Genomic DNA, 20,768 nt, shown 5'->3' on the forward strand with positions numbered 1-20,768 from the left:
GGCCGCAATGGCGATCGATAGACCAAGAGATGCTAGGAAAAGCCCGCAGAGCGGGGTCTTTCCCCGGTCAAGGGGTTTGACGCGGCAGGTCGCCGGTCAATCGATCGTCCTTCGGATCGGCCTGATTTGCACGGGCGACTTTGTCGCAAGCCCTTGAAAGACGTGAAGTCTTCCTGCGGCCTTGCTTCGCGTATCCGCACAAATCAGGCCGACCATTGTGGCCATATTAACGGGACCTGACCCTAGGGTCTGCAACGTCGAATGGTTCGCCCCATGAGCGAACCGGATAATGCTGCTTGATTGGCGGACGGGAGCGCATGAGCGAACAATCCAGCACCCTGCTCGACCGGCTCGGCCGGTTTCTGGCGCGGCGACTGCAGAGCGAATCCTCAGGCTATCAGCCCTACACCCCGTCCGACCCGGAAACCCTGCACCGCACCCTGCAGCCCGGTGACATTCTTCTGATCGAGGGCAACCAGCGCATCTCGGCAGCGATCAAATATCTCACCCAGTCCACCTGGAGCCATGCCGCGCTCTATGTCGGCGACGCGCTGCCCGAGCCGGAAGACGGCTCCGAGCGGCCACGCCTCGTGGAGGTCATTCTCGGTGATGGCTGCATCGCGGCGCCGCTTTCAAAGTACAAAACCTACAACACCCGCATCTGTCGGGCGAGCGGCCTCACTCCGGATGACCGGAACGCCATCATTGACTTCATGGTCGGCAAGCTCGGGCTGCGCTACGACATGCGCAACATCTTCGATCTGCTGCGCTATTTCATGCCCACGCCACCCGTGCCGGTGCGCTGGCGGCGGCGCATGATCGCGCTTGGCTCAGGCGATCCCACCCGCGCCATCTGCTCCTCGCTCATCGCCCAGGCCTTTCAGGGCGTGCGCTACCCGATCCTGCCGGAAACGGTGAAAGCCAAGGGGCATGCCTCGGCGGAGTCGGCCTATTCACGGCGCGAGATCCTGCACATCCGCCATCACAGCCTGTTCACGCCACGCGATTTCGACCTTTCGCCCTACTTTGCCATCGTCAAGCCGACGCTCACTTTCGGCTTCGACTACAAGACGCTCAACTGGGCCGAACGCAAGGACGACCAGACGTCTGAAGAGAACGGAAACAGCTGATGGAGCTTCACGCAGCGCTGGCGCTTCTGTTCCTCTGCTTCACCGCCTATTCACTGGTCTCACGCAGGCTCGAAGCCTCGGTCCTTTCCGGCCCGATGCTTTTCACCGCGCTGGGCTACGGCTTCTTCGAAGCAGACAGCAACCTCACCGCCGCGCTCGGCAATTCCATTGTCGAGTTCCTCGCCACGGCAACGCTGGCGATCATCCTGTTTCGCGATGCGGCCAATATCCGAATTTCCGGCGTCATGGCGGAGCGCGCCACCGCGCTTCTGTCTGCGCGGCTTCTGTTCATCGGCATTCCGCTCACCATCCTTGCCGGCACGCTGGCCGGCATGGCGCTGTTCCCCACGCTCGGCTTGTTCGGCGCGCTGGTTCTGGCCATCGTTCTGACCCCCACCGATGCAGCACTGGCGCAGCCCGTTTTCGGCAATGACGGATTGCCGGAAGTGGAACGCGAGGCGCTCGATGTGGAGAGCGGGCTGAATGACGGGCTGTGCCTGCCGCTGCTTCTGATCGCACTTGCTCTTGCGGCCGACACAGGCAGCGGTCAGGGCATGGCGGGGCATGCGACCTTCTTCGTCAAGCAGGTGGTGTTCGGGCCGCTGGTCGGTCTGGCGGTCGGCTATCTGGGTGCGGCCGCCAGCGAGTTTGCGCTGCTGCGACGCCTTTCCAACCCGGCAGGACGCACCCCGATCATGGTCGCGCTGGCGGGCCTTGCCTATCTCGCAGCGGAGCTGACCGGCGGCAATGGCTTCCTCGCCGCCTTCTCGGCCGGCCTTGCCTTTGGCTGGCGCCTGCCCGCGCACACGGTCGCCGGCATGAGCAATTTCGCCATGACGGAAGGATCGATCCTCACCAATCTCTCCTTCCTCCTGTTCGGTGCGGCGCTGCTGCCGCAGGCCTTCGAGACACCGCTTCTGCCCGGTCTCATCTACGCAGCCCTCAGCCTCACCGTTATCCGCATGGTTCCCGTTCTGCTGGCCATGCTGGGAACCGACACGACGCTGCGCGCGCGCCTCTTTGTCGGATGGTTCGGCCCGCGCGGGCTTGCCTCCGTGCTCTACCTCATCCTCGTCGTCGACCAGTCCGGTTTCGACGCCGCCAGCGCCATCACCGACATCGCGGTTTTCGCCATCCTTCTGTCGGTCGTGCTGCATGGCGCGAGCGCGCCCTTCGCCAAACGGGTGTTCTTCCCGAAAACCGACTGACCGCGTTCAACCCGCGCTCCGCAAGATGTGACCGGCCCGCGCCTCGCCGTAAGGCAGCACGGGGCCTATACTCCCCGCCATGCTGTCGCCGGGCTGCGGCCTGCAACCCGGCCAATCCGGGAGGTCAGAAAATGACTGGTTTTCACGTCATGGCCGGAACCGACAAGACACTCACATTGCCGGCCGTTCGAAAGATCACCACGTCGGATGTGATCGACGCGCTTGGACGCGGGCTCGACGACTTCTGGCAGAAGCCATCGCACTATGGGTTTCTCTGCCTCATCTATCCGCTGGTCGGTGTGGTTCTCATCTACTGGGCGTCGGGCGCAAATACGCTGCCGCTCCTGTTCCCGCTCGTCTCGGGCTTTGCCCTGCTTGGCCCGTTTGCGGCACTCGGCCTCTATGAGATCAGCCGGCGGCGCGAAGCCGGGCTCGATACATCCTGGCGGCATGCATTCGACGTGCGCAGATCACCGGCCATCCCGTCCATTGGGGCGGTCGGCGCGATGCTCTTTGCGATGTTCATAGCGTGGCTTCTCGTCGCGCAGGGGCTTTACACGCGCCTGCTCGGTCCCGAACCGCCGACATCGATGACGCATTTCCTCGAAACCCTGTTCACGACAGATGCGGGCTTCATGCTTCTGCTGCTTGGCAATGCCATCGGCTTCATCTCCGCCCTGGTGGTGCTGATCACCACGTCCATTGCGTTTCCGATGCTGCTTGATCGCGATTGCGGCGCCGTGGCCGCCATCATCACATCCGTGCGGGCGGCGAGCACCAATCCGGTGCCCATCGCACTCTGGGGCCTGCTCGTTGCAGGCGCACTGTTTGTGGGATCGCTGCCGCTCTTCGCAGGCCTTGCCGTGGTCATGCCGATCCTCGGCCACGCGACATGGCATCTCTATCGCAAACTGGTTGCGGAGTGAGAGACGCGCTTACGGGCAGGCGGTCTGCCCGTTGCCGCCGGACACCGTGGCGCATAGATTGGCGGCCATCTTGTTGAGCGCGCCAACCAGAACCCTGCGCTCGTCCTCGGCCATATCAAGAAGTGCTTCGTCATAGACAGACGTGCTGATCTGCCGAATGCTGTCGCAGGCTTCACGCGCTTTCTGGGTGATGTGGATCATGCGAACGCGCCGGTCCATTCTGCCCGCGCGCCGCACCACCCAGCCATTCTCGGCCATGCGGTCGACCATGCGCGAAACGCTGATCGGCTCCACTTCCAGAAACTCGGCCAGCCGCGCCTGCGGCACGCCGTCTTCTTTCATCAACCGGAACAGAAGTCCCCACTGAGCGGATGAAAGTCCGTACTCGTTGCCCTTCTCCTGAAAGCGCCGGCGCATCAATCGCGCGACGTCATGGATCAGGAGGCCGAGTTTGTGTCTGTCTGGATTGCTCATCCCGAGCATATATGGTGGGCGCGCCGTCGGTACAATAAGAGGCCTCATTTTCCGAAAAGCGCACTCTGCCGCTGCATACGCTGCAATCTGCCATCGCAATATGCTTGTCGAAAATGAGGCCGCCTGCTAGAGCCTGCGACATGACGAACACGCCACTTTCCCATATCCGCAACTTTTCCATCGTCGCGCATATCGACCATGGCAAGTCGACCCTTGCCGACCGGCTGATCCAGATGACGGGTTCGCTGGCCGATCGCGAGATGAAGGATCAGATCCTCGACTCGATGGACATCGAGCGTGAACGCGGCATCACCATCAAGGCCCAGACCGTGCGCCTCGAATATGATGCGCGAAACGGCGAGCACTATGTGCTGAACCTGATCGACACGCCCGGCCACGTGGACTTCGCCTATGAAGTCTCGCGTTCGCTTTCGGCGTGCGAGGGTTCGCTTCTCGTGGTCGACGCCAGCCAGGGCGTCGAAGCGCAGACGCTGGCCAATGTCTATCAGGCCATCGACAACGATCATGAGATCGTCACCGTTCTCAACAAAGTGGATCTGCCCGCAGCCGACACCGAGCGCGTGAAAGAGCAGATCGAAGAGGTGATCGGCCTCGACGCCTCCGACGCGATCCCGATTTCGGCGAAGACCGGCGTGGGCATCGACGATGTTCTGGAAGCCATCGTCACCCGCCTCCCCGCCCCCGAAGGCGGCGACCGGGAAGCCCCGCTCAAGGCGCTGCTGGTCGACAGCTGGTACGACGCCTATCTCGGCGTGATCGTGCTGGTGCGCGTGATCGACGGCAAGCTCAAGAAGGGCCAGACCATCCGCATGATGGGCACCGACGCCAAATATCCGGTGGACCGGGTTGGCGTGATGACCCCGAAGATGGTGATGGTGGACGAACTTGGCCCCGGCGAGATCGGCTTTATCACGGCTTCGATCAAGGAAGTGGCCGACACCCGCGTCGGTGATACGATCACCGAAGACAAGCGCCAGACCACATCGCCCCTGCCGGGCTTCAAGCCGGCGCAGCCGGTGGTGTTCTGTGGCCTGTTCCCGGTCGATGCCGCCGACTTCGAAGACCTGCGCGCCGCCATGGGCAAGCTGCGCCTCAACGACGCTTCGTTCTCGTTCGAGATGGAAACCTCTGCGGCGCTCGGCTTCGGCTTCCGCTGCGGCTTCCTCGGCCTTCTGCATCTGGAGATCATTCAGGAGCGGCTTGAGCGCGAGTTCAATCTCGACCTGATCGCCACCGCGCCTTCCGTGGTCTACCGCATGAACCTCACCTCCGGTGACCAGGTGGAGCTGCACAACCCCGCCGACATGCCGGACATTGTGCGCATCGACACGATCGAGGAGCCGTGGATCAAGGCGACGATCCTGACGCCGGACGATTATCTCGGCCCGATCCTCAAACTCTGCCAGGACCGTCGCGGCATCCAGACCGACCTCTCCTATGTCGGCAAGCGCGCCATGGTGACCTACGAGCTGCCGCTCAACGAAGTCGTGTTCGACTTCTATGACCGGCTCAAATCCATCACCAAGGGCTATGCCAGCTTCGACTACCAGATCATCGGATATCGCGAAGGCGATCTGGTGAAGATGTCGGTTCTCGTCAATGAAGAGCCGGTCGACGCGCTCTCCATGCTGGTGCACCGGCAGGCTGCCGAAAAGCGCGGCCGCGCCATGTGTGAGAAGCTCAAGGAGCTGATCCCCCGCCACATGTTCAAGATCCCGATCCAGGCCGCCATTGGCGGCAAGGTGGTCGCGCGCGAAACCATTTCGGCCATGCGCAAGGACGTGACGGCGAAGTGTTACGGCGGCGACGTGACCCGCAAGCGCAAGCTGCTCGAGAAGCAGAAAGAGGGCAAGAAGCGCATGCGCCAGTTCGGCAAGGTGGAGATTCCGCAGGAAGCCTTCATTCAGGCGCTGAAGATGAGCGACTAGATCGCCGTGCGTCCATCAGGACGCTTAAAGGACGAACCTGGGTCAGGCCAGACGGAAACGCCTGACACCGGAAAAGCAATGAGACCCGCTGGCGAAAGCCTGCGGGTCTCACGCTTGATGCCACCTGTGCGGGCTGCCCCGCCACCCGTACCCGGCGGCACCGTCCGGGTGTTGGTGATCAGAGGGTGGCGCTTCACCGCGCCTTGAGCCGGAAGCCCCCGCCATTGCATTCCACGATCTGCTTGCCGGCCATCTGGTAGGCCGAGTCCCAGGAAACCTGCACCTGCTTCGGACAGCCATTGTAGGACTTGTTGACCAGGTTCACGCTGCCCTGCGGCGTGTTGGCGGTGATCTTCACCAGCTTCAGCCCCTTGGCGCTGCTGATCGTACAGACCACATGATTGGGAATGGAGCAGTTCATGGCGGGACCGGCCATCTGCGGGGCCAGTGCAAACTGGCCGGCGACGCTTGCCGTCGGCAGACCGGTTGCGGTGATCATGGCAAGCGATGCGGCGACCATGGCGAAGCGACGTGCGTTGAACGAATAGGACATTTTGTTTCTCCAGTAGCGTTTTTCAGAAGGGGCATTCGCGCCCCGGATCGCCGTGCGTCCATACGGACGCACAAGGACGACCTAAGCTCTTGATGGAGCAACGGAATTATCCGAAAACCGGTTTCCACTTTTCGGTCCGATGCTCCAGCATTCGTCAGTCGCTGCACGCTGGAGAAAGGTTCATAAAAAAAATCAGGCTGCACCCAAGGCCACTTCGCTATCGCCGTTCAAGCTCCGGGTTCCTGTGATAGCCCGGACCGATCGTGAGCGGCTTTTCCGGAACAACCGTATCGGCAATCTGGCTCGCATAGCTGTGCTCTTCCTGCCAGAGCAGGGTGGTCTTCGTACGATCATAGACCCGGATCTCGACGCGATAGGGCTTCTTCGCTTCAACCCCGCGAACGGGCGGAGTGCGCAATGCGTAGCGATCCGTCATCGTGCTCACGCGCTCGGAAACCACCAGCGGCGCACCACCCGCCGGATCCTCGAACGTCGCTTCGATGATCGACCCGCTGGCGAGCGGGCGCACCACCTGTGCCGTGAAACCGTAGAAGATTTCGGCCTCGCGATAGTTGAACATGAACCCGCCGCCGAGGATTTTAAGGTAGGGCGCGTCGGCAGGGTCCTCACGCGTGAACCAGCCCACCGCGAACAGCACCGCACACAGCGCCAGCGCCGCGATGATGATGTTCCTGAAGGAAAAGGCTCGCATCGCCAGCCTCCGTTCTGGCCCCGATTTGCCCCGACTGGCCGATCATCCCGCGAAACAGCGCGCGTGTCGACAAGTGCGATCCGGGCCGGCGACTGCTTCCTCGCAGCACAAAAGAAAAACGGCGCGGATCTCTCCGCGCCGTTTCAAAAGCGTTCTTCTCGCAAAGCGGTCAGATGTCGAGATTGGCCACCGAAAGCGCATTGTCCTGAATGAACTCGCGGCGGGGCTCCACCTCGTCGCCCATCAGGCGCGAGAAGAGCGAATCCGCGTCGGTGGCGTCCGTCACCTTCACCTGCAGCAGCGAACGCGCATCCGGGTCGAGCGTCGTCTCCCAGAGCTGCTCGGCATTCATCTCGCCCAGCCCTTTGTAGCGCTGCATGGTGAGGCCCTTGCGCCCCGTGGCGAACACGGCGTCGAGCAACGCCATCGGCCCGCTGATGACTTCGGACTTGTCCTTGCGGCGCAGCATCGGAGACTTGGTGTAAATCTCCTGCAGGCGCTCGGTGTAGCGATCAATGGCGCGCGCATCAGCCGACGCAACAAGCGCCGAATCCAGCACCACCACTTCGCGCACGCCGCGCACGGTGCGCTCAAAAAGATATCCGCCAGCGCCCTCATTGGAGGGGTTCACCCGACCTTCCCAGCCGCGCTCGATGTCTTCGGAGATCATGTCCAGACGTTCGGCCACCTTCTGTGCGGCCTCGGCTGCCCTGCCCGGATCGGCCAGCACCGCCGCATTGAGCGCACCGGCAATGGCCGCCTGCTCGACTACGGAACGGCTGTAGCGTGTGTGCAGGCCATTGATGAGCTGGCGCACGCCGCGTGCATCGTCGATGACCTGCTTGAGGTCCTGCCCGCCACGCACTTCGCCATTGGACAGTTCGAGCGTTGCTTCCTCAAGACCGGAATTGATCAGGAACTCCTCGAACGCCGCTTCGTCCTTGATGTACTGGACGGACTTGCCACGCGTCACCTTGTAGAGCGGCGGCTGGGCGATATAGAGGTTTCCACGCTCGATCAGCTCCGGCATCTGCCGGAAGAAGAAGGTCAGGAGCAGCGTGCGAATGTGGGCGCCGTCGACGTCGGCGTCCGTCATGATGATGATCTTGTGATAGCGCAGCTTGTCGGCGTTGAACTCGTCCTTGCCGATGCCGGTGCCGAGCGCCGTGATCAGCGTGCCGATCATGTCGGACGACAGCATGCGGTCGAAGCGGGCGCGCTCCACATTGAGGATCTTGCCGCGCAGCGGCAGGATCGCCTGGTTCTTGCGCGACCGGCCGGATTTGGCCGAGCCGCCAGCGGAGTCACCCTCGACGATGAAGATTTCGGACTTCGCCGGATCGCGTTCCTGGCAATCGGCCAGCTTGCCCGGCAGCGAGGTGATGTCGAGCACGCCCTTGCGGCGCGTCAGCTCGCGCGCCTTGCGGGCTGCCTCACGCGCAGAGGCCGCTTCCACCACCTTGCCGATCAGCGTCTTGGCTTCCGTCGGATGCTCTTCGAACCATGTGCCAAGCGCCTCGTTGACGAGGCTTTCCACCACGGGGCGCACTTCCGAGGACACGAGCTTGTCCTTGGTCTGTGACGAGAACTTCGGGTCCGGCACCTTGACCGAGAGAACGGCCGTCAGGCCTTCACGGCAGTCATCGCCCGTGAGCGAGACCTTTTCCTTCTTGGTCAGGCCGGAACTGTCTGCATAGCCGGTCACCTGGCGCGTCAGCGCGCCACGGAAGCCGGCCATATGCGTGCCGCCATCGCGCTGCGGGATGTTGTTGGTGAAGCACAGCACGTTCTCGTGGTAGGAATCGTTCCACCACATCGCCACTTCCACCGTGATCCCGTCCTTCTCACCGCCAATGGCGATGGGGGCTTCGATCAGCGGCTTCTTGGCGCGGTCGAGATATTTCACGAACTCCACGATGCCGCCGTCGAACAGGAATTCCTGGCTCTTCTCGTCGGCATGACGCTTGTCCGTCAGCAGGATGCGCACACCGGAGTTCAGGAACGCGAGCTCGCGCAGGCGGTGCTCCAGCGTGTCGTAGTTGAACTCCGTCATGGTGAAGGTCTCGGGCGAAGGCATGAAGCTCACTTCCGTGCCCGTCTCACTGCCCGCATCGCCCGTAACGGCCAGCGGCGCATCGGCAACGCCATGCGAGAAGCTCATCTCGTGGATCTGGCCCTTGCGGCGGATCTTGAGCTTCAGCTTGGTGGAAAGCGCGTTCACCACGGACACGCCCACGCCGTGCAGACCGCCAGACACCTTGTAGGAGTTCTGGTCGAACTTACCGCCCGCGTGCAGCTGCGTCATAATGACCTCGGCCGCCGAGACCCCCTCTTCCGCATGCATGTCGGTGGGAATGCCGCGGCCATTGTCCGTGACGGTGACGAAGCCGTCAGCGGTGAGCGTCACGGTCACCAGCGTGGCGTGACCGGCAAGCGCCTCATCAATGGCGTTGTCGACCACCTCATAGACCATGTGATGCAGGCCGGAGCCGTCATCCGTGTCGCCGATATACATGCCGGGGCGCTTGCGAACAGCGTCCAGCCCCTTCAATACCTTGATGGATTCCGCGCCGTATTCGGCCTGTTCGCCTGGGAGAGTTTCGGGCGTGTCGCTCATCAAATTCTTTCACTCAGGAGCCCGGAGGGAACCCCCTGTAGGGCATGGGAAAAACGCGCTGCGAATCAGTCAGCGCTCACTGACCAAGATATAGGCGTTTCATGGCTTTTTTCCAAGTTTTCGGGCCATTTCGGGCTGGGGATGACGGCTTGCGCCGCGACATGTTCATCTTGTTGCCCCATCGCCCTTTGCCTTTGGCGCGAAACCGACTATGTAGCCCCTGAGAAATCGGAGACCGAGGCAAATGGCAACGATCAGCCAGAACCCTAAGCTCATCACCATTTTTGGCGGCTCAGGCTTTGTCGGCCGTCATCTGGTGCAGGCGCTCACCAAGCGCGGGCATCGTGTGCGCGTTGCCTGCCGCAACCCCAATTCGGCGATCCACCTGCAGCCGCTTGGCAATGTGGGACAGGTGCAGGCCGTGCAGGCAAACCTGCGCAACCGCGCCTCCATCGACCGGGCCGTTGAAGGGGCAGACCATGTGATCAACCTGGTCGGCATCCTCTATGAATCCGGCCGTCAGTCCTTCGACGCCGTGCAGAATTTCGGCGCGCGCGCCGTCGCGGAGGCCGCCCGTGCAGCCGGCGCGAAGCTGACGCATGGCTCCGCCATCGGCGCCGACCTGAATTCCGACTCCGACTACGCCCGCACCAAGGCGCTGGGCGAGCAGGCGGTTCTGGAGACCGTGAAGGATGCGGTGATCATTCGCCCGTCCATCGTGTTCGGTCCGGAAGACGACTTCTTCAACCGCTTCGCCAATCTGGCGCGTTTCTCGCCCTTCCTGCCGCTCATCGGCGGTGGCGAGACGAAGTTCCAGCCTGTCTATGTGGGCGACGTGGCCGAAGCCTATGCCCGCTCCGTGGACGGCGATCTGGAAGGCGGCCAGATCTATGAGCTGGGCGGCCCGGAAGTGCTTTCGTTCCGCGAATGCCTCGAAGAGATGCTGGAAGCCACCTACCGCAAACGCTGGTTCGTTTCCCTGCCCTGGTTCGTGGCGCGCATTCAGGCCCGCATTCTCGGCCTTCTGCCCAAGCCGATGCTGACGCTCGACCAGGTGAAGCTTCTGAAGTCCGACAATGTCGTTTCCGAGGAGGCGAAAGCCGCCGGCCGCACGCTCGACGGGCTCGGCATCCAGAAGCATTCGCTTGCAGCCATCCTGCCCACCTATCTGTGGCGTTATCGCCCGGCAGGCCAGTTCACCCGCAAGCAGTTCCTCTAGAGCATCGGTTATTCCGATGCTCCATCAGGGAAATGGATTGTCCTTTGTGCGCCCGAATGGGCGCACGGTGATCTAGGACCTGTTGTTGGGCGGCTGGGAGACATTTCTGCCTGACACGCTGGGAGCGCTCCCGGCGCTTCTCCTTATCATCGCCAGCTTCTTCACTTCGGCGCTGACAGCCGCTTTCGGCGTCGGCGGCGGGGTGGCCATGCTGGCGCTGCTCGGCCTCTTCATTCCGGTCGCAGCACTCATCCCCGTGCATGGAGCCGTCCAGCTCGGCTCCAACACCGGGCGCGCCTGGCGCCAGCGCGCGCATATCCGCTTTTCCATCGCCGCACCGTTCATTCTCGGCAGCCTGATCGGCGCCGCCGTCGGGGCGTATTTCGTCGTGCAGCTGCCCGACGCGCTGCTGAAGCTCGTTCTGGGCGTGTTCGTCATCGCGGTTACCTGGACAAAGATCCCCGGTGCGGCCCGCCTCGGCCATGCCGGCCTTGCCTTCGGCAGCGCCGTTCTGGCGCTCGCAACCATGTTTGTCGGCGCGACGGGACCACTCCTGTCCGCCTTCTTCGCGCAGATCATTCCCGATGATCGCAAGGCGCTGGTCGCCACCCACGCCGCCGGCATGACCGTGCAGCACGCACTGAAGGCCGTCGTGTTTGCCGTTGCGGGGTTCGCCTTCTGGCACTGGCTGCCCTTCATCGCCCTGATGATCGCCTCGGGCTATCTTGGAACCCTCTATGGCAGCCGTCTTCTGGAAAAAATGCCGGAAGAGACGTTCCGGCGCTGGTTCAGGATCGGCCTGACCTTGCTCGCACTGGACCTCATCCGACGCGGCCTGATGGGGATGGTGTAAGGGGTTATCCATTTGGCTGGCCGGGTGGCGCCCCGGTGCCTTTCTCCGGTGAGGCTTGCGCCATACACCTCCCCACCTCGTCATCCTATGGCTTGAACCTAGGATCCATGCCATTGCCGCCCCCCGGCACCGGCACAGAAAACGATGCACGATCTTCAAAGGCTGCGGGTGGTCCCAAACGTTCCGGCATGGATCCTCGGATCAAGTCCGAGGATGACGAAGGAGCGGAGGGGGGAGGAGCCGGGCGTGGATGTCGGGCTTCCCCCAACCGGACTAACGCGGCGGCGTGCCGTTCTCGGCCAGAACCTCACCGATCAGGTAGAGCGAACCGCAAATGAGAATGCGTGGCGGCGGCTCGGTGCCGTCGCGACCGGCATCAAGCGTGTCATGCAGGAGCTTCAGCGCATTGGCCACCGAGTGCACCGGCTCGGCGGAAAGCCCCGCCTCCATCGCCCGGGCAGCCAGTTCGGCATTCGGCACGCCGGCATCACTTGCCGCCACCGGAACCGTGTAGACATGGCGGGCCATGCCCTCGAAAGCGCGGAAATATGCCGTCTGATCCTTGGTGTTGATCATGCCGGCAATCAGGAAAAGCGGGCGCGGCGAGCGATCCTCTTCAGACGCGAGCGCTTCGGCAATCGCCTCACCCGCGCCGGGATTGTGACCGCCATCAATCCAGATTTCTGAGCCCTCGGGGGCCAGATCTGCCAGCGGGCCGGCCTCGAGCCGCTGCAAACGGCCAGGCCACACAACGCGTTCCATGGCCGTTTCCGCCGCACGCAGATCGACGGGGAAACCCGCTGCCTTGACCGCCGCGATGGCGGCGGCGGCGTTGGCGATCTGATGCCGTCCGGTGAGCCGGGGCAATGACATGTCAAACAGACCGTCATTGTCCTGATAGATCATGCGGCCATTCTCTTCGAAAGCGAGGAAGTCCTCGCCATAGACGGTCAGCGGACAGGTGAGCCGCTCAGCCGTATCGACGAGCACTTCGCGCGCGGCGTCGAAGGGCTGCTGTCCGACCACGACAGGACAGCCGCGTTTGATGATCCCGGCCTTCTCGGCCGCGATCAGCTCCACCCGGTCGCCCAGATAAGCCTCGTGATCAAGCGAAATCGGCATGATGAGGCTGGCCGCAGGGCGGGGAATGACATTGGTGGCGTCGAAACGCCCGCCCAGACCGACTTCGACAATGGCCACATCCGCCGGATGCTCGGAAAAGAGCACGAACATCACCGCCGTGAGGATTTCAAAGACGGTGATCGCCTCGCCGCCATTGGCCTCGGCGACCCGCGCCACGGCATCGGCCAGAACCGCGTCTTCGACAAGCCTGCCGCCGCCTTCTGCCCCGATCCGGTAACGCTCGTGCCAGTTGACCAGATGCGGCGAGGTGTGGACGTGAACCACCCGCCCCGACGCCTCCAGAACGGCGCGCGAAAAGGCCGTTGCCGAGCCCTTGCCATTGGTGCCCGCCACATGAATGACGGGCGGCATGTTGAGGTGCGGGTTGCCCAGCCGCTCGAGCAGGCGCGTGACGCGCTCGAGCGACAGGTCGAAGCCCTTGGGATGGAGCGAAAGCAGACGCTCGATTTCCCGCTCGGCAGAAAGAGTGGTCATTGCAGTCCTGTCCGAAGAAGGATGGGGTCTCGGCCGGCGACAGCCAGTCTGGCTCAGGCCTTGGGCTGCTCGGCTTCTGCCTCGGGCGCAGCGTCCGAAACGGCCTCGGCCTCTTCAACCACCACCTCTTCGACGATTTCCGGCTTGGCCTCGACCTTCTCCTTCAGGAGAATTTTCAGGAGCCGCGCAATGGTCTCACGCATTTCCAGACGCGAAACCACCATGTCGACCATGCCGTGGTCGCGCAGATATTCAGCCCGCTGGAAGCCTTCCGGCAGCTTCTCGCGGATGGTCTGCTCGATCACGCGGGGGCCGGCAAAGCCGATCAGCGCGCCCGGCTCTGCGATGTGAACATCGCCCAGCATGGCGTAGGACGCCGTCACGCCGCCGGTGGTCGGGTTGGTCAGCACGACGATGTAAGGCAGGCCCGCTTCCTTCAGCCGGTCCAGCGCAACCGTGGTGCGCGGAAGCTGCATCAGCGAAAGAATACCTTCCTGCATGCGCGCGCCACCCGAAGCAGCATAAAGCACCAGCGGAAGCTTGCGCTCCACAGCCGTCTCGAAGGCGCGGACGATCGCTTCACCGGCAGCCATGCCGAGCGAGCCGCCCATGAAGGCGAAGTCCTGAACGGTTGCCACCAGCTCCAGACCTTCCACGCGGCCAACACCGCTCAGCACGGCGTCTTCCATGCTGGTCTTGGCCTTGGCGTCGCGCAGGCGGTCGGTGTAGCGGCGCTCATCGCGGAATTTCAGCGGGTCGATCACGACCTTCGGATTTTCCAGAACCGCGTATTCGCCATCGTCAAAGAAGGACTTCAACCGCTCGCGAGCGGAAATCTTCATGTGATGACCGGAGGAGGGAATGACCCAGAGATTGTCTTCCAGATCCTTGTGGAAGACCATTTCGCCACTCTCGGGATCCTTGATCCAGAGGTTCTCCGGCATTTCCCGACGACCGAGCATCGAGTTGATCTTCGGCCTCACATAGCTGGTGATCCAGTTCATTCCATTTGCCTTCTTTTCTTCTGGATACTGAGAATGCGCCGTCTATCGGGCAACAGCAAGGCGCGCTTCCCGCACACCGTCCGCAAGCCCTTTGACGAGGGTCGCAACGGCCTCGGCGGGGTCTTCGATCCTGTTGCCATCGGCGTCGTAACACTGCGCGATGGTCGCCACGATGGCGCTGCCGACAACAACACCGTCCGCGACCTCGCCAATCGCCCGCGCCTGGCGCGCCGTCTTCACCCCGAACCCGACGCAGATCGGCAGGTCCGTGTGTTCCTTGATGCGCGAAACCGCAGCCGAAACATTGTTCGTGTCCGGCAGGGCCGAACCCGTCACACCCGTCATCGACACGTAATAGACGAAGCCCGACGTGTTCTCCAGCACCTTCGGCAGGCGCTCTTCGTCGGTCGTCGGCGTGGCAAGACGAATGAAGTTCAGCCCCGCTTTGATGGCCGGAACGCAAAGCTCCTGATCCATCTCCGGCGGCAGGTCGACGATGATCAGACCGTCAATGCCCGCTTCCTTCGCATCGGAGAGGAAGCGGTCCACACCATAGATGTAGATCGGGTTGTAATAGCCCATCATCACGATGGGTGTGTCGTCGTCGTCTTCCCGAAAATCCCGCGCCATCCGGAGCGTCCTGGAAAGCGTCTGCCCGCCTTTGAGCGCGCGCAGGCCGGCGGCCTGAATGGCCGGGCCGTCGGCCATCGGGTCGGAGAAGGGCATGCCCAGCTCGATCACGTCGCTGCCCGCCGCAGGCAGCGCCTTCATGATCGACAGCGCGGTCTCATAGTCCGGGTCGCCGCCCATGAAATAGGTCACGAGCGCAGGACGGTTCTCTTCCTTCAGCCGCGCAAAGCGGCGGTCAATGCGGGTGGTCATGTCAGTCTCTGGTCCTCGTACATCCAGCGCGGCGCCCCCACGCCGTCTTGCATTCCTTGCGGTTGCAGCGGCCTCGGCGCTCGATCACGAACGCGGCAACACCATGCAAACAGATCATCCCTCAGCGTGTTCGCGGATATCGATGGTCACGGCGAAAGCATAGAACCCATCGCGCTCGATCCGGCTTTTAGCCTCATCGGGATCGAACGCGATGCGCGGTTCGCCGTCATCGGCCACATGGGTCAGGAAAGCAAGGTTCTGGCTTTCCCGGATCCCCTGCGGGTTTTCCCTATCGTCGTCCTGGCGGATGGCCACATAGTGGTGCCGGTTTTGCTTGGAGCGATAGATTTCGAACATGTTCAGATCTCCATGCCGAGCATCTTTCCAACGGTATGCACGTCCTTGTCTCCGCGACCGGAGAAATTGACGATCATGATCTGGTCCTTGCCCATGGTCGGCGCAAGCTTGATCGCATGGGCAATCGCATGGGCCGATTCCAGCGCCGGGATGATGCCCTCAAGACGCGTCGTCATCTGGAACGCCTCGATCGCCTCATCGTCCAGAATGGGCGAATAGATCACACGACCTGAATCCTTCAGCCAGCTGTGCTCCGGCCCGACGCCGGGATAGTCCAGCCCCGCAGACACCGAATGCCCGTCGAGGATCTGCCCGTCATCGTTCTGCAACAGATAGGTGCGGTTGCCATGCAGCACGCCCGGACGGCCAGCCGTCATGGAAGCGCAGTGCTCGTCGCCCTCCAGCCCGTGTCCGCCGGCCTCCACGCCGTGGATCTCCACCTGACGGTCATCGAGGAAGGGATGGAACAGGCCGATGGCGTTCGAACCGCCGCCCACCGCCGCCACGATGGCGTCGGGCAGCCGGCCCTCCAGCTCCTGGATCTGTTCGCGCGCTTCCGTGCCGATCACCGACTGAAGATCGCGCACCAGCTCGGGATAGGGATGCGGGCCTGCGGCCGTGCCGATCAGGTAATAGGTGTCCTCGACATTGGTCACCCAGTCGCGCAGCGCCTCGTTCATGGCGTCTTTCAGCGTGCCATGCCCTGAAGAGACCGGCTTCACCTCGGCGCCCAGAAGATGCATGCGGAAGACATTCGGCTTCTGCCGCTCCACATCGGTCGCGCCCATATAGACCACGCAGGGCAGGCCGAAGCGGGCCGACACGGTGGCCGAGGCCACGCCATGCTGACCGGCCCCGGTCTCGGCGATGATGCGGGTCTTGCCCATGCGCTTGGCGAGCAGGATCTGGCCGAGGCAATTGTTGATCTTGTGCGAACCGGTGTGGTTCAAATCCTCGCGCTTGAAGTAGATCTTCGCGCCGCCCAGATGCTCGGTCAGGCGTTCTGCGAAATAGAGCGGCGAGGGACGGCCCGTATAGTGACGCCCGAGATATTCGAGTTCGGCCCGAAACGCCGGATCGTCCTTGGCCTCGTTCCAGTGTTTTTCCAGATCGAGGATCAGCGGCATCAGCGTTTCGGCAACGAACCGGCCGCCGAAAATGCCGAACATGCCGTCATCATCCGGGCCAATCCGGAAGGAATTGGGTTCTGCCGGTTTGTTCAAGGTGTTCTCCTCATGCCAGAACCGCATCGCCTTCACGCGCCGCCCGGACGGCGCGGAAGAAATTGCGTATCAGATCCGGATCTTTCTCACCGGGCGCACGTTCCACGCCTGACGAAATGTCAATTGCGCGGGGCGACGCGGCATTCAGCGCCGCGCCGATATTGGCCGCGTTCAGCCCACCGGAAAGCATGTAATCCACGCCATCGTCAAGGGCCGCAAGCAGCTCCCAGTCGAAGGATACACCATTGCCGCCGGGAAGGTCAGATCCCTTCGGCGGCTTGGCGTCGAACAGGAAACGGTCGGCGATGCCACGATAGGGCGCGATCTTCTCGAGATCTGCTGCCTCGCGGATCGCAAAAGCCTTCATCACCGGCAGCCCGTACCGTGCCTTCACCTCGGCCACGCGCTCCGGGCTCTCGGCCCCGTGGAGCTGCAGGATATCGGGCTTTGCCGCCGCGACAATGGCGTCGAGCGCCGCGTCATCGGCGTTGACCGTGACGGCCACCACATCCGCGCGACCGCGCGCAGCCTCACGCAGGCGTCCGGCCTGATCCGGCTCCACATGGCGCGGGCTCTTTTCAAAGAAGATGAAGCCGATATGGCTCGCTCCGCCGTCCAGCGCGGCAGCCAGCGCTTCCTCGGTCTTCAGACCGCAGATCTTTACGTCGAGTGTCATGTCAGGGAAGTCGCACGAAAAGGCGGCGGAGTCGAGGCACAACGCGATTGAGCCAGCGGGCTGGAGGCGAGGATATGCGGGGCGTCAGGCGGCCAACCGGGGGGAGGTGGCGGCGCCGAGCGCCCTCGCCCTCGCCCTTCGACAGGCTCAGGATGAGGGCTGTTGAGATGCCGGCATTGCGTGGGCGCTGTGCGAGGGCATCGCGTGTTCGCCTGTCAACTACCCGTCCCACGAGGATGTCACAGGCTGTGAACACACAGTAGCCCTCATCCTGAGCTTCTTGAGCTTGCCGAAAGGCGAAGGGCGAGGGCGCCAGGCACCGCCATCTCAACAGCACAGCGAACCTCCTGCTCCAGAAAGCGCACAGCCCAACACAACCGTCACTCGAAGCCGATGGCCTGCAATGCGGTTCCGTTGCGCTTGAGCCAGTCCTTGCAGCGATCCGTTTCCGGCGACAGCTCCTTGCAGAGCTTCCAGAAGCGGGGACCGTGGTTCATTTCGCGCAGATGCGCGACCTCGTGCGCGACCAGATAGTCGATCACCAGCGGCGGGGCCATCATGATGCGCCAGGAGAAGGAGAGAACGCCGTCGGAGGTGCAGGAACCCCAGCGGCTTTTGGTGTCGCGGAAGCGGATCGCGCGGGCGCGCTTGTCGATCGTGGCCGTATGCCGGGCGACCAGTGCCTCGATATCGCGCTTTGCCTCGCGCTTCAGGAAATCGGCGACACGGCGGGGCAGGTGCTCCGGGTCGCCATAGACGACCAGCACCGGCGCGCCATCACGCGTGGCGACATGTGCGGCCCCGCGACGGCCGGTCTCATGCACGATCAGATGCGGCTCACCACGCACCGGGATCTTGATGCCCGCGCGCACCACAGGGCGCTCGGGCAGCTTTTTCAGCTTTTCCTCGAGCCAGCCCGTGTGGCGGTCCAGAAACGCCTCCACCTCACGCGACCGGGAGAGCCCCGGCGGCACGGTGATGCGAAGACCTCTCCCGCCCGGCTCAATGCGCAGGGTCAGGCGCTTGGCGCGCGCATTCTCCACGATGCGCAAAGGCAGCTCGCGCCCGGCCACCCGGTGCGTGCGTTCGGTCGGCGGTGCGGCGACCTTAAGCCCGATCATTTTGTTGAGAAATCCAAGCGCCATGGTGAAAGTTTAAGCGATTCGTGAGCGAAAATGCGCAAAGAAAACGGCACCTCAAAGAGATGCCGTTCCAGTCATATGCCTGCCGTTTTGGAAAATCAGTCCTCGTCGGTCACGTCCGGCACGGACTTGCCACGGCCTGATTTGCGGCCCTTGTTGCGCTCGTTCATGAAATGATCGAACTCGTCCTGATCCTTGGCGCGGCGCAGTTCGCGCATGTATTCGTCGAACTCGTCACGCGCCTCGTCGAGCTTGCGGCGCTCTTCGGCGAGCCGGTCGAGTTCCTTGTTGCGCCAGTCGTCAAAGGCAACGTTGCCGGTAAACGACTGGCTCCGCGAGGCGCGGCGGCAGCCGGCGAAGACTTCATCAGTCTTGCGGTTGACGTCCTTCTTGAACTCCCCGAGGCGATCACCCCACAGAATGTAAGCGAGCATGGCGAGGCCGAGCGGCCAGAAAACCATGAAACCCACCACCATCAGAGCAATCGTCGCTGGCGTCCAGGCAGGACGGATAAGTGCAGAATTTGTCATGATCACCCGTTCCTTTCCTTGAGCATGCAACCCCCGGGAAGTTGCATGAATTCGAGATGGGGGCTGTTTTTCAGGTTTCAAGGAAATGGTAAACGAGAAACAGGCAAGCCTCTGTTTTTCCTATATTTATTTCCACACTCACCGGCCATTTTCAACAATTGGCCTAAACCGGACGCTCGATCAAACCTTCCAGCGACCGCAAGATCAACGCGATATCCCGGGGTCTGGAAAGCCGGTGATCGCCATCGCCGATCAGCGAGATGGTGACATCGTCTGCCGGCAGATGCTCGGCCAGCCGCATGGCATGGGCGAAAGGCACATCGGGATCTGCCTTGCCCTGCAGGATATGCACCGGGCAATGGGTGTCGATGACGCCGTCGAGCACCAGGTTCTTCCTGCCGTCCTCGAAAAGCGCACGCGTGTAAACATAGGGCTCGTCGGAATATTCGGACGGCTCTTCCATATAGCCCTTCTCTTCCAGATCCCGCCGGTTGGCGTCCGAAAGCTTCGGCTCGACCAGCACGCTGGTGAAATCGGGCGCGGGCGCAAGAAGAAGAAGGCCGGCCAGCCGGTCGCCCTCGCCCGCCCTGTTGAGTTCCTGCGCCATGCGCAGTGCGATCCATGCGCCCATGGACGAGCCGACGAGGATCTGCGGGCCTTCGGTCATGGCGCGAAACACACCGAGGCTCTGCTCGAGCCAAAGGGATATGGTGCCATCGCGGAAGGCGCCGCCGGACTCGCCATGGCCCGAGTAATCATGCCGCAGGAAGGCGTGTCCCGCCTCGCCGGCCCACGCATCAAGCGCCTCGGCCTTGGTGCCCAGCATGTCGGACTTGTAGCCGCCCAGCCAGACAACGCCCGGCGCTCTGCCGGTCCGGTGGCGATAAGCGATGTCCGTATCGCCGATCTTCAGGAAGCTGGGGGTGGCGTCCGTCATGGTTTGGCTCCTTATTTACCCGGATAAATTCTTTCAACCGCACCGTTTCCGGCATAATCAAAAGGTGCGACGTGATTCTTTTGACCTTATATGCTATTGACACTTCGCCTGCCGAGACGACATACGCCTCGGCTAAACAGTGCCGAAACCCAGTGATTTAACAATTCGAGGAGATCACGACCATTCGCAGACCATTCAAAGCGCCGCCTCAGAAAGTAGAAGGCCCGCGCGCAAACCGCGACATCCGGGTTCCCCAGATTCAGCTCATCGACGACGAAGGCAACAACCGCGGCGTGCTCGCCACGGAAGATGCCCTGCGTCTTGCAGAAGAGGCCGGACTTGACCTGGTTGAGGTGGCAGCGAACGCCAAGCCGCCCGTGTGCAAGATCACCGATCTCGGCAGGATGAAATATCAGACTCAGAAGAAGGCTGCCGAGGCGCGCAAGAAGCAGAAGACCATCGAGATCAAAGAGATCAAGATGCGTCCGAACATCGACTCTCATGATTATGAGGTGAAGATGAAGGCTGTGCGCCGTTTCTTCGAGGCTGGCGACAAGGTCAAGCTGACGCTCCGTTTCCGTGGCCGCGAAATGGCCCATATGGAACTCGGCATGAAGCTCCTCAACCGCGTCAAGGAAGAGGTCGAGCCGATTGCCAAGGTGGAAGCCGAGCCCAAGCTCGAAGGCCGCCAGATGATGATGGTTCTGGCGCCCCGCACCACGTAACAGGCCTGCGCCCGCAAGGGCCGGGGCCGTTCGA

At 62.6% G+C, this 20,768-nt stretch carries 20 protein-coding genes; 7 read left to right on the forward strand and 13 right to left on the reverse strand.

The features are described 5' to 3' along the window. The first annotated feature begins 317 nt into the window (after positions 1-317). From AC4PTT_RS00845 to AC4PTT_RS00855, 3 genes are all read left to right on the forward strand, one after another. Positions 318-1,130 carry a YiiX/YebB-like N1pC/P60 family cysteine hydrolase gene (locus AC4PTT_RS00845; protein WP_492161937.1) on the forward strand — a complete coding sequence of 271 codons (813 nt, stop codon included), beginning with the start codon at positions 318-320 and terminating at the stop codon, positions 1,128-1,130. Next, the gene (locus AC4PTT_RS00850) at positions 1,130-2,338 is read left to right on the forward strand and encodes a cation:proton antiporter (protein ID WP_492161938.1); all 1,209 of its coding nucleotides are present in this window, start codon (positions 1,130-1,132) and stop codon (positions 2,336-2,338) included. Before AC4PTT_RS00845 ends, AC4PTT_RS00850 begins: the two co-directional genes overlap by 1 nt. A 131-nt stretch (positions 2,339-2,469) precedes the next feature. Then, positions 2,470-3,264, forward strand: coding sequence for a DUF2189 domain-containing protein (locus tag AC4PTT_RS00855; protein WP_492161939.1), 795 nt, complete (start codon positions 2,470-2,472; stop codon positions 3,262-3,264). Between the two features lie 9 nt (positions 3,265-3,273). Here the strand turns inward: AC4PTT_RS00855 and AC4PTT_RS00860 are convergent, their stop codons facing one another. After that, positions 3,274-3,747, reverse strand: coding sequence for a MarR family winged helix-turn-helix transcriptional regulator (locus tag AC4PTT_RS00860; RefSeq protein WP_371685963.1), 474 nt, complete (start codon positions 3,745-3,747; stop codon positions 3,274-3,276). A 131-nt stretch (positions 3,748-3,878) separates the two neighbouring features. On the opposite strand from AC4PTT_RS00860, the gene lepA reads away from it, so the two are divergent. Next, on the forward strand, positions 3,879-5,687 hold the full coding sequence (gene lepA, locus AC4PTT_RS00865) for a translation elongation factor 4 (protein WP_113153702.1): 1,809 nt from the start codon (positions 3,879-3,881) through the stop codon (positions 5,685-5,687). Between the two features lie 193 nt (positions 5,688-5,880). Here lepA and AC4PTT_RS00870 read toward each other — a convergent pair whose 3' ends face one another. The 3 genes from AC4PTT_RS00870 to gyrB form a co-directional block, all read right to left on the reverse strand. Next, the gene (locus tag AC4PTT_RS00870; RefSeq protein ID WP_492161940.1) at positions 5,881-6,240 is read right to left on the reverse strand and encodes a hypothetical protein; all 360 of its coding nucleotides are present in this window, start codon (positions 6,238-6,240) and stop codon (positions 5,881-5,883) included. A gap of 217 nt (positions 6,241-6,457) precedes the next feature. Then, positions 6,458-6,952: a hypothetical protein gene (locus tag AC4PTT_RS00875; RefSeq protein WP_113153700.1), complete on the reverse strand. Its 495-nt coding sequence runs from the start codon at positions 6,950-6,952 to the stop codon at positions 6,458-6,460. A gap of 169 nt (positions 6,953-7,121) precedes the next feature. Then, on the reverse strand, positions 7,122-9,569 hold the full coding sequence (gyrB, locus tag AC4PTT_RS00880; RefSeq protein ID WP_113153699.1) for a DNA topoisomerase (ATP-hydrolyzing) subunit B: 2,448 nt from the start codon (positions 9,567-9,569) through the stop codon (positions 7,122-7,124). Positions 9,570-9,813: 244 nt separating this feature from the next. On the opposite strand from gyrB, the gene AC4PTT_RS00885 reads away from it, so the two are divergent. Together AC4PTT_RS00885 and AC4PTT_RS00890 are read left to right on the forward strand one after the other, a co-directional pair. Further along, complete coding sequence (locus AC4PTT_RS00885) at positions 9,814-10,788, forward strand: complex I NDUFA9 subunit family protein (RefSeq protein ID WP_113153698.1); 975 nt, start codon at positions 9,814-9,816, stop codon at positions 10,786-10,788. Between the two features lie 85 nt (positions 10,789-10,873). Beyond that, the gene (locus tag AC4PTT_RS00890) at positions 10,874-11,641 is read left to right on the forward strand and encodes a sulfite exporter TauE/SafE family protein (protein WP_492161941.1); all 768 of its coding nucleotides are present in this window, start codon (positions 10,874-10,876) and stop codon (positions 11,639-11,641) included. Positions 11,642-11,914: 273 nt separating this feature from the next. On the opposite strand, the gene AC4PTT_RS00895 is transcribed toward AC4PTT_RS00890, so the two are convergent. From AC4PTT_RS00895 to AC4PTT_RS00935, 9 genes are all read right to left on the reverse strand, one after another. Next, the gene (locus AC4PTT_RS00895; protein ID WP_206549103.1) at positions 11,915-13,258 is read right to left on the reverse strand and encodes a bifunctional folylpolyglutamate synthase/dihydrofolate synthase; all 1,344 of its coding nucleotides are present in this window, start codon (positions 13,256-13,258) and stop codon (positions 11,915-11,917) included. 53 nt (positions 13,259-13,311) lie between these two features. Further along, a complete protein-coding gene (gene accD / locus AC4PTT_RS00900) occupies positions 13,312-14,262 on the reverse strand; it encodes an acetyl-CoA carboxylase, carboxyltransferase subunit beta (protein WP_206546516.1) in 951 nt (316 codons plus the stop codon). Positions 14,263-14,304: 42 nt separating this feature from the next. Then, positions 14,305-15,144, reverse strand: a complete 840-nt coding sequence (trpA, locus tag AC4PTT_RS00905; RefSeq protein ID WP_317088521.1) for a tryptophan synthase subunit alpha — start codon at positions 15,142-15,144, stop codon at positions 14,305-14,307. A gap of 114 nt (positions 15,145-15,258) precedes the next feature. Next, positions 15,259-15,501 carry a hypothetical protein gene (locus tag AC4PTT_RS00910; protein WP_113153693.1) on the reverse strand — a complete coding sequence of 81 codons (243 nt, stop codon included), beginning with the start codon at positions 15,499-15,501 and terminating at the stop codon, positions 15,259-15,261. A 2-nt stretch (positions 15,502-15,503) separates the two neighbouring features. Then, positions 15,504-16,724: a tryptophan synthase subunit beta gene (gene trpB / locus AC4PTT_RS00915; RefSeq protein WP_297563667.1), complete on the reverse strand. Its 1,221-nt coding sequence runs from the start codon at positions 16,722-16,724 to the stop codon at positions 15,504-15,506. A 10-nt stretch (positions 16,725-16,734) separates the two neighbouring features. Beyond that, complete coding sequence (locus AC4PTT_RS00920) at positions 16,735-17,400, reverse strand: phosphoribosylanthranilate isomerase (protein ID WP_113153692.1); 666 nt, start codon at positions 17,398-17,400, stop codon at positions 16,735-16,737. A 380-nt stretch (positions 17,401-17,780) separates the two neighbouring features. Continuing rightward, positions 17,781-18,545 carry a M48 family metallopeptidase gene (locus tag AC4PTT_RS00925; RefSeq protein ID WP_206545522.1) on the reverse strand — a complete coding sequence of 255 codons (765 nt, stop codon included), beginning with the start codon at positions 18,543-18,545 and terminating at the stop codon, positions 17,781-17,783. 95 nt (positions 18,546-18,640) lie between these two features. Further along, positions 18,641-19,072, reverse strand: coding sequence for a DUF2852 domain-containing protein (locus tag AC4PTT_RS00930; protein WP_492161942.1), 432 nt, complete (start codon positions 19,070-19,072; stop codon positions 18,641-18,643). 163 nt (positions 19,073-19,235) lie between these two features. Next, positions 19,236-20,009, reverse strand: coding sequence for an alpha/beta hydrolase (locus tag AC4PTT_RS00935; RefSeq protein WP_206553335.1), 774 nt, complete (start codon positions 20,007-20,009; stop codon positions 19,236-19,238). Positions 20,010-20,191: 182 nt separating this feature from the next. Here AC4PTT_RS00935 and infC point away from each other — a divergent pair, with 182 nt between their 5' ends. Next, positions 20,192-20,734 (forward strand): translation initiation factor IF-3, encoded by a 543-nt coding sequence (gene infC, locus AC4PTT_RS00940; RefSeq protein WP_113153689.1) that lies wholly within the window; start codon positions 20,192-20,194, stop codon positions 20,732-20,734. Positions 20,735-20,768: the final 34 nt, after the last annotated feature.

The sequence above is a fragment of the Nitratireductor sp. WH36-1 genome (assembly GCF_058725515.1).

Excerpts from the sequence above, each read along its gene's own strand:
- AC4PTT_RS00875 (WP_113153700.1), bottom strand. The coding sequence starts at position 6,952 with ATGCGAGCCTTTTCCTTCAGGAACATCATCATCGCGGCGCTGGCGCTG.
- AC4PTT_RS00935 (WP_206553335.1), bottom strand. The coding sequence starts at position 20,009 with ATGACGGACGCCACCCCCAGCTTCCTGAAGATCGGCGATACGGACATC.
- AC4PTT_RS00930 (WP_492161942.1), bottom strand. The coding sequence starts at position 19,072 with ATGACAAATTCTGCACTTATCCGTCCTGCCTGGACGCCAGCGACGATT.
- AC4PTT_RS00925 (WP_206545522.1), bottom strand. The coding sequence starts at position 18,545 with ATGGCGCTTGGATTTCTCAACAAAATGATCGGGCTTAAGGTCGCCGCA.
- AC4PTT_RS00885 (WP_113153698.1), top strand. The coding sequence starts at position 9,814 with ATGGCAACGATCAGCCAGAACCCTAAGCTCATCACCATTTTTGGCGGC.
- AC4PTT_RS00845 (WP_492161937.1), top strand. The coding sequence starts at position 318 with ATGAGCGAACAATCCAGCACCCTGCTCGACCGGCTCGGCCGGTTTCTG.
- AC4PTT_RS00870 (WP_492161940.1), bottom strand. The coding sequence starts at position 6,240 with ATGTCCTATTCGTTCAACGCACGTCGCTTCGCCATGGTCGCCGCATCG.
- accD (WP_206546516.1), bottom strand. The coding sequence starts at position 14,262 with ATGAACTGGATCACCAGCTATGTGAGGCCGAAGATCAACTCGATGCTC.
- AC4PTT_RS00895 (WP_206549103.1), bottom strand. The coding sequence starts at position 13,258 with ATGACCACTCTTTCTGCCGAGCGGGAAATCGAGCGTCTGCTTTCGCTC.
- AC4PTT_RS00855 (WP_492161939.1), top strand. The coding sequence starts at position 2,470 with ATGACTGGTTTTCACGTCATGGCCGGAACCGACAAGACACTCACATTG.
- AC4PTT_RS00850 (WP_492161938.1), top strand. The coding sequence starts at position 1,130 with ATGGAGCTTCACGCAGCGCTGGCGCTTCTGTTCCTCTGCTTCACCGCC.
- AC4PTT_RS00860 (WP_371685963.1), bottom strand. The coding sequence starts at position 3,747 with ATGCTCGGGATGAGCAATCCAGACAGACACAAACTCGGCCTCCTGATC.
- gyrB (WP_113153699.1), bottom strand. The coding sequence starts at position 9,569 with ATGAGCGACACGCCCGAAACTCTCCCAGGCGAACAGGCCGAATACGGC.
- AC4PTT_RS00910 (WP_113153693.1), bottom strand. The coding sequence starts at position 15,501 with ATGTTCGAAATCTATCGCTCCAAGCAAAACCGGCACCACTATGTGGCC.
- AC4PTT_RS00920 (WP_113153692.1), bottom strand. The coding sequence starts at position 17,400 with ATGACACTCGACGTAAAGATCTGCGGTCTGAAGACCGAGGAAGCGCTG.
- lepA (WP_113153702.1), top strand. The coding sequence starts at position 3,879 with ATGACGAACACGCCACTTTCCCATATCCGCAACTTTTCCATCGTCGCG.
- trpA (WP_317088521.1), bottom strand. The coding sequence starts at position 15,144 with ATGACCACCCGCATTGACCGCCGCTTTGCGCGGCTGAAGGAAGAGAAC.